At 70.9% G+C, this 16854-nt stretch carries 17 protein-coding genes; 10 read left to right on the top strand and 7 right to left on the bottom strand.

Annotated features, from left to right (window positions below):
• The first annotated feature begins 36 nt into the window (after positions 1-36).
• Positions 37-1263, top strand: a complete 1227-nt coding sequence (locus tag Hrr1229_RS03850; RefSeq protein WP_123114107.1) for an MFS transporter — start codon at positions 37-39, stop codon at positions 1261-1263.
• A 23-nt stretch (positions 1264-1286) separates the two neighbouring features.
• Here the strand turns inward: Hrr1229_RS03850 and Hrr1229_RS03845 are convergent, their stop codons facing one another.
• Complete coding sequence (locus Hrr1229_RS03845; RefSeq protein WP_123114108.1) at positions 1287-1901, bottom strand: TetR/AcrR family transcriptional regulator; 615 nt, start codon at positions 1899-1901, stop codon at positions 1287-1289.
• A gap of 101 nt (positions 1902-2002) precedes the next feature.
• Here Hrr1229_RS03845 and Hrr1229_RS03840 point away from each other — a divergent pair, with 101 nt between their 5' ends.
• Together Hrr1229_RS03840 and Hrr1229_RS03835 are read left to right on the top strand one after the other, a co-directional pair.
• Positions 2003-3358 carry an amidohydrolase family protein gene (locus Hrr1229_RS03840; RefSeq protein ID WP_123114109.1) on the top strand — a complete coding sequence of 452 codons (1356 nt, stop codon included), beginning with the start codon at positions 2003-2005 and terminating at the stop codon, positions 3356-3358.
• 41 nt (positions 3359-3399) lie between these two features.
• A complete protein-coding gene (locus Hrr1229_RS03835) occupies positions 3400-4293 on the top strand; it encodes a fumarylacetoacetate hydrolase family protein (RefSeq protein WP_123114110.1) in 894 nt (297 codons plus the stop codon).
• Between the two features lie 510 nt (positions 4294-4803).
• On the opposite strand, the gene Hrr1229_RS03830 is transcribed toward Hrr1229_RS03835, so the two are convergent.
• The gene (locus Hrr1229_RS03830; RefSeq protein WP_123114111.1) at positions 4804-5811 is read right to left on the bottom strand and encodes a TatD family hydrolase; all 1008 of its coding nucleotides are present in this window, start codon (positions 5809-5811) and stop codon (positions 4804-4806) included.
• 150 nt (positions 5812-5961) lie between these two features.
• On the opposite strand from Hrr1229_RS03830, the gene Hrr1229_RS03825 reads away from it, so the two are divergent.
• Entirely contained in the window at positions 5962-7014 is a 1053-nt protein-coding gene (locus Hrr1229_RS03825; RefSeq protein ID WP_123114112.1) for a sialidase family protein, read from the top strand.
• Complete coding sequence (locus Hrr1229_RS03820; protein ID WP_123114113.1) at positions 7011-7421, top strand: DoxX family protein; 411 nt, start codon at positions 7011-7013, stop codon at positions 7419-7421. Before Hrr1229_RS03825 ends, Hrr1229_RS03820 begins: the two co-directional genes overlap by 4 nt.
• A gap of 15 nt (positions 7422-7436) precedes the next feature.
• On the opposite strand, the gene Hrr1229_RS03815 is transcribed toward Hrr1229_RS03820, so the two are convergent.
• Positions 7437-7910, bottom strand: a complete 474-nt coding sequence (locus tag Hrr1229_RS03815) for a DUF2237 domain-containing protein (RefSeq protein WP_123114930.1) — start codon at positions 7908-7910, stop codon at positions 7437-7439.
• Positions 7911-8080: 170 nt separating this feature from the next.
• On the opposite strand from Hrr1229_RS03815, the gene Hrr1229_RS03810 reads away from it, so the two are divergent.
• The 5 genes from Hrr1229_RS03810 (at position 8081) to Hrr1229_RS03790 (ending at position 13815) form a co-directional block, all read left to right on the top strand.
• A complete protein-coding gene (locus Hrr1229_RS03810; RefSeq protein WP_123114114.1) occupies positions 8081-9394 on the top strand; it encodes an MFS transporter in 1314 nt (437 codons plus the stop codon).
• 95 nt (positions 9395-9489) lie between these two features.
• Positions 9490-11262 carry a DNA polymerase/3'-5' exonuclease PolX gene (polX, locus tag Hrr1229_RS03805; protein WP_123114115.1) on the top strand — a complete coding sequence of 591 codons (1773 nt, stop codon included), beginning with the start codon at positions 9490-9492 and terminating at the stop codon, positions 11260-11262.
• Positions 11263-11847 (top strand): Mut7-C RNAse domain-containing protein, encoded by a 585-nt coding sequence (locus tag Hrr1229_RS03800; RefSeq protein ID WP_123114116.1) that lies wholly within the window; start codon positions 11263-11265, stop codon positions 11845-11847. It abuts the gene before it with no gap.
• Between the two features lie 82 nt (positions 11848-11929).
• Entirely contained in the window at positions 11930-12580 is a 651-nt protein-coding gene (locus Hrr1229_RS03795) for a hypothetical protein (RefSeq protein ID WP_123114117.1), read from the top strand.
• Between the two features lie 80 nt (positions 12581-12660).
• Positions 12661-13815 carry a pyridoxal phosphate-dependent aminotransferase gene (locus tag Hrr1229_RS03790; protein ID WP_123114118.1) on the top strand — a complete coding sequence of 385 codons (1155 nt, stop codon included), beginning with the start codon at positions 12661-12663 and terminating at the stop codon, positions 13813-13815.
• Positions 13816-13925: 110 nt separating this feature from the next.
• On the opposite strand, the gene Hrr1229_RS03785 is transcribed toward Hrr1229_RS03790, so the two are convergent.
• From Hrr1229_RS03785 to Hrr1229_RS03770, 4 genes are all read right to left on the bottom strand, one after another.
• A complete protein-coding gene (locus tag Hrr1229_RS03785; RefSeq protein WP_123114119.1) occupies positions 13926-14318 on the bottom strand; it encodes a permease in 393 nt (130 codons plus the stop codon).
• A 299-nt stretch (positions 14319-14617) separates the two neighbouring features.
• Positions 14618-15346: a glucose 1-dehydrogenase gene (locus Hrr1229_RS03780; RefSeq protein WP_123114120.1), complete on the bottom strand. Its 729-nt coding sequence runs from the start codon at positions 15344-15346 to the stop codon at positions 14618-14620.
• Between the two features lie 69 nt (positions 15347-15415).
• A complete protein-coding gene (locus tag Hrr1229_RS03775; RefSeq protein WP_123114121.1) occupies positions 15416-16222 on the bottom strand; it encodes a class I SAM-dependent methyltransferase in 807 nt (268 codons plus the stop codon).
• A gap of 66 nt (positions 16223-16288) precedes the next feature.
• Positions 16289-16771, bottom strand: coding sequence for a hypothetical protein (locus Hrr1229_RS03770; RefSeq protein WP_123114122.1), 483 nt, complete (start codon positions 16769-16771; stop codon positions 16289-16291).
• Positions 16772-16854: the final 83 nt, after the last annotated feature.

Below are 16854 nucleotides of genomic sequence, written 5' to 3'. Positions count from 1 at the left end.
CGACGCTTATACGTGCCACCGGAGTACGTTCGCTCGATGAACCTCGGGCGAGTCAGGGAGTACGAAGTGCTCGCGCTGACCGCCCTGATCTGGTTTCTCGGGAAGTTCGTTCGGTACGCGTTCCCGCCCCTCTTCGAGCCGTTACAGGCGAGCTACGGCGTGAGCAACGCCGCCGTCGGCGCCGCGTTCTCGGGATTCATGGCCGCCTACGCGCTGCTGCAGTTCCCGAGCGGAACGGTCGCCGACCGCGTCGGTGCGGTCCGGGTGATCGCGGCGGGAGCGGCCGTCGCGGGCCTCGGGTCGCTCGCGGTGCTGTTCGACGCGCCCTTCGTCGCGCTCGTGGGCGCGATGCTCGTTATCGGCGTGGGGACGGGCGTGCACAAAACGGTCGCGATCCGGCTGCTCGCACGAGTGTATCCGGCTCGAACCGGGCGCGCACTGGGCATTCTCGACACCGTCGGCGCGTTCGGCGGGGTGGTCGCGCCCGCGGCCGTGGTGCTGTTCGTCTCCCCGCCCCCCGCGCTCGCGACCCCGCTCTCGCGGTTGCCGGGCGCGAACTGGCGCGCGCTCTTCGTCGTCACCGGTATCGTCGCGCTCGCGCTCGCCGCGACCTTCCTCGTTCGCGTCCCGGGGCGGCTCCCGGTCGACGCCGACCGAGGCCCGGTGCGCGACGGCCCGGAACCGAGCGCCCGCGACTACCTCGCGCTGTTCGAGGACAGGCGGATCGGAGCGTTCGTCTTCGTGACGATCGCCTTCTCGTTCGCGTACAACGGGACGGTCGCGTTCCTCCCGCTGTACCTCTCCGAGGCGGCCGGCCTCGACACGACGACCGCGAGCCTGCTGTACTCCGCGCTGTTCGCGGTCACGTTCGTGCAGCTCGTCTCCGGTGACCTCTCTGACCGACTCGGTCGGTTCCCGGTAATGGTCGCCGCGCTCGGGCTCGCGGCGGCGGCCCTCGTCGGAATCGTCGCGCTCGCGGGATCGGGCGCCGTCGTCCTCGGTGTGCTCGTCGTCGCGCTGGGGGTCGGGTCCCACGGGCTCCGCCCCGTCCGCGCCGCCTACCTCGTCGAGGCCCTCCCCGAGCGGCTGGCCGGCGGCGGCCTCGGCGTCGTCCGGACGCTGACCATGAGCGCCGGCGCGGTCGCGCCCGCCTTCGTCGGCGCGCTCGCCGACGTCGCCGGATTCCGCCCCGCCTTCGCGCTGCTCGCCGGCTCGGTGGGCGCGGCGGCCCTCGTGGCCGCCGGACTGTGGGCGACGGCGTAGCGCCGTGACCGCCGGCGCTCCCGTCAGTCGTCGGCGTACAGCGAGTCGAGGACGAACTGGTCGATCGCCTTCCGCGCCTCCGCCGGCGCGTCCTCGTGGCCGAGCGCCATCCGGCGGCCGCGGGCGGCGTGGATGATGTCGGTGATGAGCTGGCCCATCCGCTCGGCGTCGACGGGCTCGAACTCGCCCTGTTCGATCCCCTCTTCGACGACCTCGACGATGCTCCCGCGGACGCGGTCGTAGTGCTCGTTGAAGATCTCCCGGTGGTCGCCGTCGTTTTGCGCGTGGGTGTACAGCTCGTGGTACACCTTCATGCGCTCCCAGTGCGAGAACTCCTCGAACTCCGGTCCGAACAAGCACTGGTCGATCCGCGCGTCGAGCTCCGTGCGGGGATCGTCGTCCGCGTCCACCTCGACGCTCCCCTCGTACTGGTCGATGACGTACTCGAGGAACGACGACAGCAGGTCGTACTTGCCGTCGAAGTGGTAATGGATCACCTGCCGCGTCAGGTCCATCTCCTCGCCGATGTCGCGCATCCGGAGGTCGGTGTACCCGTGCTTGCTCAGCGCACGGAACGTCGCCTCCATGATCACCTCCTCGGTGTCCTTGGAGGAGACGGTCTCGCGGGATTCGCTCATACGGCCCTCTCCGACGGTGAGATACATAAGCGATCCCACCGATCCGCTCGATTTACCATACAGTAAATTTTTAACCTCATGGTCAAACGGTACAGTCGGACATGACACGAAAGATCATTCGGGACGGGACGGTCGTCTCTCTCGATCCCGATATCGGGGACTTGGAGGGGGCGGACGTGCTGATCGAGGACGGCGAGATCGTCGACGTCGGTCACGGACTCTCGGCCGAGAACGCCGAGGTCATCGACGCGTCCGGCCAGATCGTCGTTCCCGGCTTCGTCGACTCGCACATCCACCTCGCGCAGACCCAAGTCAGGGGGATCGCCGGGGACTGGTCGCTCATGGGCGAGTACTTCGACCACATGCTCGGCAACATCACCGGGCTCTACCAGCCCGAGGACATGTACCTCGGGGGGCTCTTCGGCGCGTTCGAGAAGCTCCACACGGGGACGACGACGGCCCTGGACTGGTCGTACCCGAACACGCTCGAACACGGCGAACGCGCCGTCGACGCGCTGCAGGACACCGGCCTGCGCGCGGTGTACACCTACGGCCCGCCAGGCGACGACGCGGCGAAGTGGTGGTACGAGAGCGACGTCGGCCTCCCCGAGGAGAACGTCCGGAGCCTCTACGAGGAGAAGATCCGCGACGACGACCTGCTCAGCCTCGCCCTCGGGCTCCGCGGGCCGGACTTCTGTACCGACGAGACCGCCCGGGGCGACCTCGAACTGGCACGGGACCTGGGCGTGCTCTCGACGATCCACATGGGCGCCGCGCTGTGGCCGTCGTCGGTGTACGGTGACGACTACCAGGGCTTCGGTGCTATTGAGGACATGCTGGGGCCCGACATCAACGTCGCCCACGGGAACCACTTCTCGCAGGAGGACGTCGACCACGCCGTCGAGCAGGGCGTCTCCTTCTCCTCGACGCCCGAGGTCGAGATGCAGATGGGCCACGGCATCCCCGTCACCGGGAAGGTGCTCGAGGCGGGCGGCCGCCCGGCGTGGGGCGTCGACGTCTGCTCGAACGTCAGCGGCGACATGGGCAGCCAGATGCGGATCGGGATGCAGCTCCAGCGGATGTTCGACAACCAGGCGGTCTTAGAGGGCGACGAGGAGGTCACCGAAGTGAGCATTTCCGCGCGCGACACGCTGGAGATGGCGACGATCGAGGGCGCGAAGGCGCTGGGCCTGGACGACGAGATCGGAACGATCACGCCCGGCAAGCGCGCCGACCTCGTTCTCTTCGACGCGACCGACTTCCTGACGGCGCCCTCGCACTCGCCGGTCCAGACGGTCGTCTTCCAGTCTGACCCCTCCCACATCGACACGGTGCTCGTCGACGGCGAGGTCGTCAAGCGCGACGGCGAGCTGACGAACCCGAAGCTCGGCGAGGAGTTCGACCGGTTCGTCGCCTCCGGCGAGCGCCTGCTCGACGACGCCGGCATCGACCTGTAGCCCCCGCGATCGATTTCACCACCCTCATTCCCTCATCTCACATGAAAATCGGACAATACCGAACGACGGACGCGGCAGAGCCCTGGTGCGGCGCGCTGATCGACGGCGGCGACGCGGTCGTCAGCCTCCCCGAAGCGGGCGCGGCCACCGGGGTCCACATCGACGAATCGACGACCGGCCTGCTCGCCGACTGGGAGTGGCGCCGGAAGGCCGAACTGGCGGTCGAGTACGCGGCGGAGACGGGGGTCGGGCGCTACGACGCCGACGCCGTCTCGCGGGCGGCGCCCGTCTCCGACCCGGAGAAGGTCGTCTGCGTCGGGCTCAACTACCGCGACCACGCGGAGGAGGGCGACAACCCGATCCCGGACGAGCCCGTCCTCTTCTCGAAGTTCCCGACCTCGGTGACGGGGCCCGAAGACACCGTCTCGTGGGACCCGGAGCTCACGGGGAAGGTCGACTACGAGGCCGAGCTCGTCGCCGTCATCGGCGAGGAGGCCCGCCGCGTCGACCCCGAGGAGGCGTTGGAGTACGTCGCCGGCTTCACCGTCGGCAACGACGTGTCCGCCCGCGACCTCCAGCACGGCGACGGCCAGTGGGTCCGCGGCAAGAGCCTCGACTCGTTCGCCCCGATCGGCCCGGATATCGTGACCACCGACGAGGTGGACGACCCGCACGACCTCGACATCTGGGCGGACGTGAACGGCGAGCGGCTCCAGGAGTCGACGACGGCGAACCTGATCTTCGGGATCGACGAGCTCGTCTCCTTCTGCAGTCGGGCGTTCACGCTGAAGCCGGGGGACCTGCTGTTCACCGGCACGCCGCCGGGCGTCGGCGTCTACCGCGAGCCGCCGGTCCTCTTGGAGGACGGCGACAGCGTCACGGTCGGCGTGGAGGGCGTCGGCGAACTCACGAGCGAGTTCGCGTACGACAAATAATAGCGACGCGACGACTCTCACGGGAGTACGTGAGCCGAGTCGGCTCGCGACTTTTATAAGCGGTCGAGTGGTGTTGCCGTCGGCTGTTTATCCGTGGTCGCTGACGCTGCGGTGAACGCCTCCAAAGCCCCAGTCGCTCGCTTATAAATCGCTGACTACGGATCGGCAGTGAACACCTCCAAAGCCCCAGTCGCGAGGACGACTTACGCTCGCTGCGCTCCTCAGTCGCTCGTTTCACTCGCTCCTTGCGGTGCTTTCGTCGCCTAAGTCGTCCTCGCGACTGCCCCTTTGAGTCCCACCCGCACAGCACCGCACCTCACACCTCCCCAGCCTCGTCGCTGGCGCCGCCGGCGCCAGCGACTCCCTCGCGCGTGCTCCTCGTGGCCGCCGGTGGCGGCCACTCGGAGGCGCACGCCACTGCACGGTGTCGATTTATAAGCGATCGTCGCCGTCGCTCAGGGATCTGCCTGAAGAACGTGGTTTAGGCGGGTCGCCCCGGCGGGATCGCGCTTACTCCTGCTCGAAGTCGAAGACCTCTCGCGGGTTCTCCAGCACGACAGTTCGGATATCGTCGACGTCGATCCCGTACCGATACAGCTCGAAGATCGCGCGCTTGAGGGCGTACGGGTCGGTGCGGAGCACGTTCGCGCAGTCGGTGTCGACCATGATCCGGTCGGGCCCGTACTCGTCGATCGCGTCGGCGACATCTGCGGCGTCGACGCCGACCAGCCACGAGTGGCCGATGGTGTAGCTCAGGTAGCAGTCGGTTTGTTTCATCAGGTACTCGGTGTTGTTGCGGTCGGCGTGGGAGGCGACGACACGCTCGTCGTCGAGCCCGGCGTCGCGCATCGCCTCGACGTCGAGCCGCACCGCGTCGAGCGCGGGGTTCTCGCCGTCGAGGACAGGGTCCGTGCCGAGCCCCGCGTTCTTCTCGTAGCCGGGAGTGACGCCGAGCCCGTCCCGGTAGGAGCGCTTCGACTCCGTCGACGTGTTCGGCGTGTGGAGGATCACGGGGAGGTCGTGTCTCTCGGCGAGCTCCATCTGCGCTCCCACGACCGCCTGCTGCTCGTCGAGGGCCCACCCCTCGACGTGGCCGGCGGGGACGACGCCGGTCTCGCCGACGGCGGCGACCTCGTCGAGCGCGCAGTAGTCGTCCATCGCCTCGATCAGCTCGTCGGGGTTCTCGATGCGGACGCCGGTGTGGACGCCGAGCCCGAGCTTCGCCTCGAAGAAGTGATTGCGCTCGATGGCCGCGCGGCGGTTGATCGCGTCGTCCCAGAGGAACCGGATGTCGTCGGCCTCGACCGGCTTGTAGGGGGTCCAGTGGTAGCCGGACGCGACCATCAGCATGGAGCGACACCCGGAGAGCGCGTAGCGCTCGCGGTCGTCCCACGAGAGCGTGTGCGCGTGGTTGTGGATGTCGATCCACGGGAGGTTCAGCAGCTCCCGCGGGGGGTCGATGTCGTCGTCGAGGTGCGCCGCGTCGGTCGGTCGCTTGGTCGGGTGCGGTGTGGTCATAGGTGGTCTCATGAGTCCGCCGACGCCGCGCCGCGGCAGCGCGGTCACGCCGCCGGCGACCCCTCGTCGCTCTCCGATTACACCCCCGGCCACTTAGCGTTTTACAGCTTGGTAAAAACTTTAGTAGGCGTCCGACCCACGTATCCGTGTATGACACTGTTGATCGGGACGGACGACGGGCTCTATCGAGTCGACGACGTGCCGTTCGAGCGCGAGGAGGCGGAGCGGGTGCTCGACTGCGAGGTCGTCACCGCGGTGAAGTCGTGGGACCACGCGGAGGGCGTCTTCGTGGCCTCCTCGACGGGCGCGTACCGCTCCCGCGACGGCGGCCGGACGTGGGAGGACCTCGAGGTCCCCCTCGGCGACCGCTTCTGGCACGCCGGGCAGAGCGAGGTCTGGTCGATCCTCGCGACGGCCGACGGCGCGCTGTACGCCGGGACGAACGACCCCTACATCTTCCGCTCGGTCGACGACGGGGAGACGTGGACGGAGCTGAAGGGGTTCCGCGACCTGCCCTCGCGCGGCCGCTGGGAGTCGCCGATCGACCCCCACTACGCCAGGCTCCGAGCGCTGGAGGCCGTCCCGGGGCGACCCGAGCGGCTGATCGCGGGCGTCGAGGCCGGCGGGATCCACCTCAGCGACGACGCCGGACAGACGTGGGCGGACCGGCGTGACACAATCGTCGACGACGTCCACCAGGTCCTGCCGATCTCCGAGGACGTGTGGCTCGCGGCGACCGGCTACCTCGACCACGACTTGGAGAACCTCGGCCTCGGCCACGCGGTCGGCGAGGGCGGGCTCTGGCGGACGACCGACGCGGGCGAGTCGTGGAGCCGGATCGACGCCGGAAACGACTTCTCGTACATCCGGCGGGTGTTCGTCCACGACGGCACCGTCTTCTTCTGCGGCGGCGAGGAGGCGCCGCCGGCGTGGGTGAACGACGACCACGAGGTCGCGCTGTTCGAGTCGACGAACTTCGGCCGCGACTTCGAGCGCGTCCCGTTCCCGGGCGAGCCTCACGAGATCGTCGAGACGTGGGCCGTCCACGACGGCGACGTGATCTGCGGCTCCGGGCTGTTCGACGTGCCCGACCAGCGCGACGACGTCGAGGGCCGGATCATGCGCCGGAGCGACGACGGCGCCTACGAGACGGTCGGGCGCGTCGACGCGAACGTCAGCCGCATCGAGGTGGTGTCGGCGTGAGCGACGACGAGGCGGCCGCTGGAGGGGAGTCCGCCTCCCCGCCGTCCGCGATCGGTCGCGCCCTCTACGGCGGCATCTTGGCGTACATGGCCGTCGACGGGTTCAAGAACAACGAGAAGCGGGTTTCGGTCGCCGAGGAGAAGGGCGTCCCGATGCCCGACGTGCTCGTCCCGTTCGTCACGGGCATGCTGTTCGTCGCCAACCTCGGCGTCGTCTTCTGGAAGTTCCCGCGGGCGTCCGCCGGGGCGCTGATCGTCTTCTTCCTCGGGACGACCCCCTCGATCCATAACTTCTGGACGATGGAAGGGAAGGAGCGCCACGGCAACAAGATCAACTTCCTGAAGAACGTCGCGCTGCTGGGCGGCGCGGTCATGCTCCTCGACGCGGCCGCCGAAGACGCCGAGTAGCCGCCGCGTCGGCGGTTACTCGTCCGTACCGACCCCGTCCGCACCGACCCCGTCCGGGTCGAATCCGTCCGGCTCGAACCCGTCCGAATCGAACGTTTCCGGGTCGAACTCGTGCTCACGGAGCCGGTCGGGGTCGACGGCGCGGAGTACGGACTCGTTCGTCGCCTCCAACACCACCGGCGGCGCGACCCCCGCGTCGGCCGCCTCGACCCACCGGCCCACGCAGAGGCACCAGCGGTCGCCCGGCTCCAGCCCGGGGAAGTCGAACTCCGGCCGCGGCGTGATCAGGCCGTTGCCGCGTTCGCGGCTGTACGTCAGGAACTCGGCGGTCACGACCGCACAGAGGGTGTGTTCGCCGACGTCGCCGTCGACGTCCCGGCAGCGGCCGTCGCGGAGGTACCCGGTCGTCGGCTCGCCGCCGCAGGGCGCCAGCTCGCCGCCGAACACGTTGCGGTCGGTCTCGCCGCCGTCGGTCTCGTCGATGGACACGTCCACCGTTCGGGGCCTGCGGGACTTATCGATGACGCCGGTGGCGCTCCCCGTGTCTCGGGCGTGCGTTCCGCCGACCGGCACCCCGCGCCGCCGACCGGCACCCCGCGCCGCCGACCGGCACGTGACGGATCGGTGCGTCTATCCGACAGCCTCCGCCACTCGGTGGCATGGCCGAACGCTGGCTGTACGGCTGGGGGCTCGGGTCGGTCGCGTTCGGCGGCGCCTCGCTCGTCGTCCCGCTGTACGTCGTCGAGCTCGGCGGGGGACCGGTCGTGCTCGGCGTGCTCGCCGCGGTCGCCGCCGTCGTCGGGGTCCCGGCCGCGCTGGGCGCCGGGCGGATCGCCGACCGAACTGGGAAGCGCCGCCCGATCGTGCTCGCGATGCTGGCGCTCACCGCCGCCGGCATCGCCGTGGTTCCGCTCACCGACCGGGTGACGCCGGTGATCGTCGCGAACGGCGCGATCTGGTTCGCGTTCGCGGCGGCGACGCCCGTCCTGACGCTGCTCGCGGTCGCCGACGTCCCGGAGAGCGCCTGGAGCGAACGGATCGCGCTGTTGAACCAGTACCAGGGCATCGGCTGGGCGATCGGACTGTTGCTTGGCGCGGTCTGGACGAGCGTCGGCGGGCAGTTCCTCTCGGCCGAAGCGGTGATCCGGTGGCTGTTCGTCCCGCTCGCGGCCGCCGCCGTGCTCGGACTCGGCCTCGGAGTCCGGACGCTGCCCGCGGACCCAGGCCCCGGCGGCGACCGTCGGGCGTCGGGAAACCGCCTCCGACGCGCCATCCGCTCGGCCGACCGGTTCAGCGTCCGGACCGCCGCGTTCCCGTTCACCGTGGGGCGGGCCGACTTCCGCGGGCTCCATCCCCGCCGATTCGTGGAGCGGTTCACGCCCGCCCTCGCGCTGTACTTCGCCGCCGTCTTCTGCGCGTTCGCCGGCTTCGCGGTGTTCTTCGCGCCGCTGCCGGCGTTCCTCACCTCCGTCGGCTTCGGCTCCGACGGCGTGTTCGCGCTGTACCTGATAAACGGGCTCGCCGCCGCGACCTTCTTCGGCGCCGCCGGCCGGCTGACCGCCGACCGCGACGCCGCGATCCTCCAAGTCGCCTCGCTCTCGACCCGCGGGATCGCCTTCCCCGCGGTCGCGCTCGTCGGCGCGGTGTGGGGCGCGACCGCGCTCGGGTTCGGCGCCGCCGCGGTCGCCTTCGCCGTGGTCGGGCTGACGTGGGCGGTGATCGCGGTGACCGCGGGGACGCTCGTCGCCCGCCTCGCGCCGCTCTCGATCCGGGGGGAGGCGCTCGGGACCTACGCCGCGCTCGGCGCGCTCGCCGGCGGGGTCGGGAGCGTCGTCGGCGGCCGGCTCGCCGCCGCGAGCTACGCGGTCGCCTTCGGCGCCGCGGGCGGGCTGGTCCTCCTCGGCGCGGTCGTCGTGCTCTTCGTCCGGCGGTACGTCGCGTCGGCGCCGCCGATCGACCGCACCGCCTCGTGATCGCTTGACCACGTCGCCCCCTGACCGTCCGACCGCGACGCGCGTGACACCGGTCGCCGGGTAGTATAAGGAGAGCCCGGCCGAACGCCGAGGTAATGAGCCGGAACGACGAGGTCGCCGCCCTCTTAGAGGAGTTCGCCGACCTGCTCGAGGCGACGGGCGTGGAGTACAAGCCGACCGCGTACCGCCGCGCCGCCGAGAACGTCCGCGAGCACGCCGCTCCGATCGAGGGCCTCGCGGCCGAGGGCGAGGACGCCGTCGCCGAGATCGACCGCGTCGGCGACGCGATCGCGTCGAAGGTCGTCGAGTACGTCGAGACCGGCGAGATCGAGGAGTTAGAGGAGCTGCGCGAGGAGCTCCCGGTCGACATGGCGGGGCTCACGGCGGTCGAGGGCGTCGGCCCGAAGACGGTCGGGAGCCTCTACGAGGCGCTCGGGGTCACCACCCTCGACGAGCTGGAGGCGGCCGCGGAGGCCGGCGAGATTCAGGAGGTCTCCGGGTTCGGCGCGAAGACGGAGGAGAACATCCTCGACAACATCCCGTTCGCCCGCGAGGCCCGCGAGCGCACCCGGCTCGGCGACGCGCGGCCCGTCGCCGACGCGGCGCTCTCCTACCTCGCCGACCGCGACGCGGTCGAGTTGGTCGAGGTGTGCGGCTCGATCCGGCGCTGGAAGGACACGATCGGCGATATCGACCTCCTCGTCGCCAGCGACGCGCGCGAGCCGATCGTCGAGGCGCTCACCGACTGGCCCGAGGCCGACGCGACGATCGAGGCGGGCACCGGGAAGGCGAGCGTCCGCGCGAGCGGGACCCGGGTCGACCTCCGGATCGTCGACCCGGACGAGTTCGGCGCCGCGCTCCAGTACTTCACCGGCTCGCGCGCCCACAACGTCGCGGTGCGCAACCGCGCGATCGACCGCGACCTGAAGCTCAACGAGTACGGCCTGTTCGATATCAGCGACGTCGACGACGCGGATGCCGGAGGCGACGACGCGGACGCCGACGCCCGGCGCGTGGGCGAGCGCGTCGCCGGGGAGACCGAGGCCGGCGTCTACGAGGCGCTCGACATGGATCCGGTCCCGCCCGAGCTCCGCGAGGACAACGGCGAGGTCGAGGCGGCCGCGGCGGGCGAGCTCCCGCTTCTCGTCGACCCGGACGACCTGCGCGGCGACCTCCATACCCACACCGATTGGTCCGACGGCGGGTTCTCGATCGCCGAGATGGCGCGGGCCGCCGCCGAACGGGGGTACGACTACCACGTCGTCACCGACCACGCCGCCGGCCCGGGGATATTCGGCAACACCGGGCTCGACGAGGACGAGATCGAATCGCAGGCCGCGGCGGTCGCCGAAGCGGCCGAGAGCGTCGACATTCCCGTGCTCCACGGGATCGAGGCGAACATCGACGCCGACGGTGACTTCTCGACCGACGACGAGACGCTCGCCGCCCTCGATCTGGTCGTCGCGTCGCCTCACTCGGCGCTCGGCCAGGACGCCGAGGCGGCCACGGACCGGCTGGTCCGCGCCGTCAAACACCCGCACGTCGACGTTCTCGGTCACCCGACCGGACGGCTGATCAACGAGCGGCCGGGCCTCGAACCGGACGTCGAGGCCGTCGTCGCCGCCGCGGTCGACGCCGACACCGCGATCGAGGTGAACGCGAACCCCGCGCGCCTCGACGCCGACGGGGAGTTCGTCCGCGCCGCGGTCGAGGCGGGCGCGACGATCGCCGTCAACACGGACGCGCACGCGCCTCGCGAACTCGACAACGCCAGGTACGGGGTCCACACCGCCCGTCGGGGCTGGGCCGCGGCCGCCGACGTGCTCAACGCCCGGTCGCTCAACGGGCTCCGCTCGTTCCTTTTATAAATGACCGGGCCGGCGGGCGACAGCGGTGGGGCCACCGAACCGGACGCGCCGGCTCCCGACCGCCCTCCCGTCCTCTGCGACGCGATGTGCGGGAAGCTCGCGACGTACCTCCGGATGTGCGGGTACGACGCGGCGTACGCGCTCGACCGCGGGGTCGAGGCCGACGACCGGCTCCTGTCGCTCGCGGCGGCCGAGGACCGGACCCTGATCACCCGGGACCGCGAGCTCGCCGCCCGCGCCGACGACGCGCTCTGCCTGACCGAGCGCGACGTGCTCGACCAACTCCGGGAGGTCGCCGCGGCGGGGCTCCCGGTCGAACTCGCCGCGTCGCCGACGCGGTGCGGCGCCTGCAACGGGCCGGTGGAGCGGGTCGGCCCGGAGGGCGTCGAGGTCGACCCCGACGACTACCCCGAGTACGTGCCCGACGACGTGGGCGCGTCGCCGGCGGGCGACGCGACGGACGTGGCGACGGGCGGCACTCCCGACGCCGGCGCCCGCCCCGCGTGGCGCTGTCGCGACTGCGGGCGCTGGTTCTGGAAGGGCGGTCACTGGGAGTCGGTCGCGTCGCGGCTCGACGAGGTGTGACCCGGCGGTCGCCGCGGGACCCTCCCCCGGCGACCGCCGCCGAGCGTAACCGGTTTGCCCGCGACCCGCGTACGGGTCGGTAATGAACCGCGAGCAGGCCGTCGACCGGCTGGCGACCCTCGTCGACCGAGTCGAGAACGAGACGATGCCGGTCCCCGTCCGTGAGGTGTGGGCGTTCGGCGACGTCGCGCTCGGGCTCGACCCCGTCGAGCGCCTCGATGTCTACCTCACCAAGGATGTGATCATGGGCGGCGACGCCGACGCCGACGCCGCCGCCGACTTCGAGGCCGAGTACGGCGTGAAGGGCGTCGGCACCTCGGTGCGCGCCGAGTGGGCGGAGGCGCACCCGGACCGCGTGCGCGCGAGCGACAACGGGTACGCCGCCCCCGAGAAGTGCCTCGCGGCCGAACTCCTCGCGGATGACGAGCCGATTCACCTCGAGGTGTGTAACGCGAGCTTCGAGGACAACGTGCGCCAGCGTTTAAAAGGAGCGCTGGCCCGCGACGCCTACGAGGAGGTGCTCGACCCGCGCGGCGTCTGCCTGTGGGTCGACGGCACCCGCGACGCGGAGGCGTTCGACCGGCTCCGCGAGGCCTCCCTCGCGATGCCGACGCTCCCCGCCGCGCTCGGCATGCTCGGCGCCGACGAGGACGTGGCGCGCGAGGCCGCGGACGTGCTCACACGCCGGCGGGCCGAGCAGGAGGGGGCGTCGGTTCGCGGCGATATGATTTAAAAGCCCGGCGAGTGGTCCGCCCGCCGACCGCGTTTGGCCGCCACCGGACCGCTTTTTGACCGGTTCGCCGTGTGGACGGTATGCCCACGCCTACCGACCGCGTCCGGCGCGCGGAGCGCTCGCGGATCCGCGTGATGTTCGACCTCGCACAGCGTCACGACGGCGACCTCGTCAGGCTGGAGGTCGGCGAGCCGGACTTCGACACGCCGGAGCACGTGATCGACGCGGCCGCGAGCGCGGCCCGCGGCGGCGCGACGCATTACACCTCCAACGCGGGACTCCCCGAGTGCCGGCGCGCCATCAGCGACACGCTCGCGGGCGAGTACGGCGTCGAGCACGACCCCGACGAGATCGTCGTCACCGTCGGCGGGATGGAGGCGCTCCACCTCGCGACCCTCGCGACGGTGTCGCCCGGCGAGGAGCTGCTCGTCCCGGGCCCCACGTGGCCCAACTACGAGACGCAGGCGACGCTCGCGGACGGGACGTTTCGCGAGGTGCCCATGCCGGCCGAGACGGGCTTCGCCCTCGACGCCGACCGCGTGATCGACGCGATGAGCGACGACACCGCGGCGGTCGTGCTCACGACGCCCTCGAACCCGACCGGCCGCGTCTTCGACCCCGACGAGTGCCGCGCGGTCGTCGAGGCCGCGGCCGACCACGACGCCTACGTGATCGCCGACGAGGTGTACCTCGGGCTCACGTACGACGGCCCCGCCCGGGGGATCGCCGCCGTCACGGGCCACCCGGACCACGTGTTGACGGTCGGCTCCTGCTCGAAGCGGTACGCGATGACCGGCTGGCGGCTCGGCTGGCTCGCGGGCGACCGGGAGGTGATCGACGAGGTGACGACGGTCCGCGAATCGACCACGGCCTGCGCGTCGAGCGTCGCACAGCACGCCGCGATCGCCGCCCTTACCGGCCCGCAGGAGCCGTTCGAGGAGATGTACCGCGCGTTCGAGGAGCGTCGGGACCTCGTCGTCGACCGCGTCGACGCCATCGACGGGCTCTCGTGTCCCCGGCCGGAGGGCGCGTTCTACGCCTTCCTCGACCCCGGGCTCGACGCGCCCGCCATCGACGTCGCGAAGTACCTCCTCCAAGAGCACGGCGTCGTGCTCGCGCCCGGCGACGGCTTCGGCGACACGGCCCCCGGGCGGCTCCGGCTCTCCTTCGCGAACTCCGTCGACCGGCTCGAGGAGGGGTTCGATCGGATCGAGGCCGGGCTGGCGGAGTACTGACCGCCGGCTCCGTCGAGTTCCGTTTTAACTTGGGGTAATGCACATCCCGATGGCCGTGCGAGAGACACCGCGCGTATCGCTCAGCCCTCGATGCCGGTTCGGGGTCGTATTCAGGCGGTCGCAGTCCGGCCATCCGACCCCGCACGGTCGATCAGCAGGGCGACGACGACAGCAGCCACGACGCTCACGCCGAGATGAACGGGGAACGTGAACGTGTCGTCGGCATACGGCACGTTGACGTAGCGCAGTCCCGCGATCGCGATGAACGCGACACCGAACGTCGCGTAGGCGACGAGGGCCGACGCGGCGATCCCGGAGAGCCGTCCAGCGTACACGCTGACAAGCCCGCCTGCCAGCAATCCGGCGGCGACGCCGACAACAACGCCGATGATACCGATACCGGGGGCCTCCCCGGCGCCCAGCAGCTCTATGGTCGCGGCACCCGCCAGCAGGAACGTAGCGACGGCGGCACCCAATCCGAGGGCGATCGTACGTGCGTTCATAGGTAACGCATCGAACTTAGAGAGCATATAGCCCGCAGTCGGTTCTCTGGAGCCAAGATGCCCACTCACAGTGAGGACGAGACGTGCCCGCGTGTAGCTATTCTATCAATTCACTGAGAGAGGCGAGTGCAGCGGCCCCCGCGTGCTCGATCTCCTCTCTGTATCTCGCACGGCGTTCTTGACGGGTAGTAGCAATTTACCGGACTGACCGGCATATATCCTCCTGGCGCTAACCGGGTCGGGAGCGCACATCTCAGTCATCGAGAGGCTCGAAGGGTCCGATCTCCGTTTCGCTCCGATCAGCGCATCAGCTCCCCGCCGTTCACGTTCAGCGTCTCGCCCGTGACGAACGTCGCGTCCCGGAGATAGGCGGCAGCGTCGGCGATGTCTTCGGGCTGGCCGTATCGATCGACCGGAATCCGCGCCAGCTCTTCGCGCTTCTCCTCCGGGGTCCGGTCGCCGGTCATGTCCGTCTCGACGTGGCCGGGCGCGATCGCGTTCGCCCGCACGTCGGGCGCGAAGTCCTCGGCGTGGCTCCGGGTGAGCGAGAGGAGCGCTCCCTTGGAGGCGGCGTAGTGGCACTCGATCGGCGCGCCGGTGTGCGCGAGGATGGAGGAAATGTTCGTCACCGAGGGGTCGTCCTCGGACTCGCGGAGGCGCGGGAGCGCCGCCTTCGTGACGTTGAACGCGGAGTTGACGTTGACGTCCATCACCCGGTCGAAGTCGTCGGGATCGAGCTCGGCGGTGTACACGTGCTGGTCGATCCCGGCGTTGTTGACGACGTGGTCCACCCCGCCAAACGCGTCGGCGGCGGTCTCGACGAGCCGCGCGGCCGCGTCAGCGTCGGAGACGTCCGCCCCCACGACGACCGCCTCTTGGCCTCGGTCGCGGACTCCTTCGGCGACCGCCTCGGCGGCCTCGTCCCCGGTGTGGTAGTTGACGGCGACGTCGTAGCCGTCGGCGGCGAACCGAAGCGCGATCGCCCGTCCGATACCCCGAGAAGACCCCGTCACGACTGCGGCTGGCATGTCTCACCGGTCGCTCCGGGTCGACTTCGTCTTTCGGGACGCGGCGATGCGGGAGAGCCGCTAGCCCGCCTACGTCACCCGTCCGACGGTCACGTCGAAGGGGACGCGCTCGACGCGCTCGTACTCGCCGTCGCCGATGGCGTCGACCACCTCCCGACCCATCGCCCGCCAGCGTCGGCGGAGGTCGTCGTAGGCGTCGAGGGAGGTCGCGGCGATCAGCTCCTCGCGGTGGTCGGCGAGGCCGGCGCCGGAGGCCTTTCGTGCCGCGGACGAGAGCGCGGACTCCGCGTACGGCGGGGCGGTCCGCTTCTCGTGGACGTATCGGCGCGTCCGGAGGTCGCCGAGCCCCGCCGCCGCGAACGCGTCCCGCACGCGGTCGCCGAGGGCGACGTCGGTGTCGACGCCTTTTAAATACGCCTCGCGGGCCTCCCGCTCCAGGCGCTCCTCGGCGTCGACCGTCGACGTCACCGTCACGTCGCCGTTGTCCGGCTCGATCGCGGCGACGAGGTCCGAGGAAACGCGTGCGAACTCCCGGACCGCGGCGGCCGGGTCGGGGAGGTTGATCAGGAGGGCCTGACAGACGACGAGGTCGACGGCGTCGTCCGGGAGGGGGAGCCGGGTCGCGTCGCCGGCGACGTACGGCAGCCCGGTCTCCTCGCGGGCGACCGCCAGGAGGTCGGGGTCGGCGTCGACGCCGATCACGGTCGCGTCCGGGGCCGCCTCCGCGTCGAGGACGCGGGTCAGCTCGCCGGTGCCGCAGCCGACGTCGAGCACGCGGCGGCGGCCCGACAGCTTCAGGTCCGCGAGGGCTGCCCGGTCGTCGGCCCACATCCCCTGTCGGGTGTGTTCGAGGTACTCCGCGGAGAAGCGTCGCACGGCCCCGCGTTCGACGCGGGACGAATTAAACGTGAGGAACTCGCTCGTCGTGACGGAGTCCGACTTTCACTCCGCGTCGCCTTCGCCATCTTCGCCCTCGCCGTCGTCGCTCCCGTACCCGGCGAGGTCCGCGAGGAGCGCGGCGGTGACGCCGGCGCAGTAGCCGACGAACGCGCCGCTCAGTCCGACCGCCGCGAACGCCATCGTCACTCCCCCGATCGGGGAGTCGCCGGCGCCCACGCCCGGCACGCCGAAGACGGTCCCGACGACGACGAGCGCGGCGAAGACGACCGCGGGCACCGCGCCCACCGCGAGACACGCCGGGCCGCCGCAGCGCGCGTACCCGCCGACGGCCGCGATCGGCGCCGGCGCGTAGAACACCAGCAGCGGCACGAGCCGATCGGTCAGCGCCGCCGCGGTCGGGAGGTCCGCGCGCTCGGCGACTATCGCGACCGCCAGCGAGAACGCTACGAGACCGGCGAACCCGCCGACCATCGTCAGGGCCAAGCGACGCCGCTGACCGATGAGGAGCGCCTTCGTGGTGGTCATATCCGTGGATCGCGGCTCCGGGTATATAAAGGCGCGTCGGACGGTTTTAAACGAAATCGACGCGTTACCGCCCCCGACGAGGC

Origin of the sequence: Halorubrum sp. CBA1229, assembly GCF_003721435.2 — an archaeon.
In the GTDB taxonomy this organism is placed as follows: domain Archaea; phylum Halobacteriota; class Halobacteria; order Halobacteriales; family Haloferacaceae; genus Halorubrum.
The sequence above is the reverse complement of the archived record's forward strand: the minus strand, read 5'-3'. Positions and strand labels throughout refer to the sequence as shown.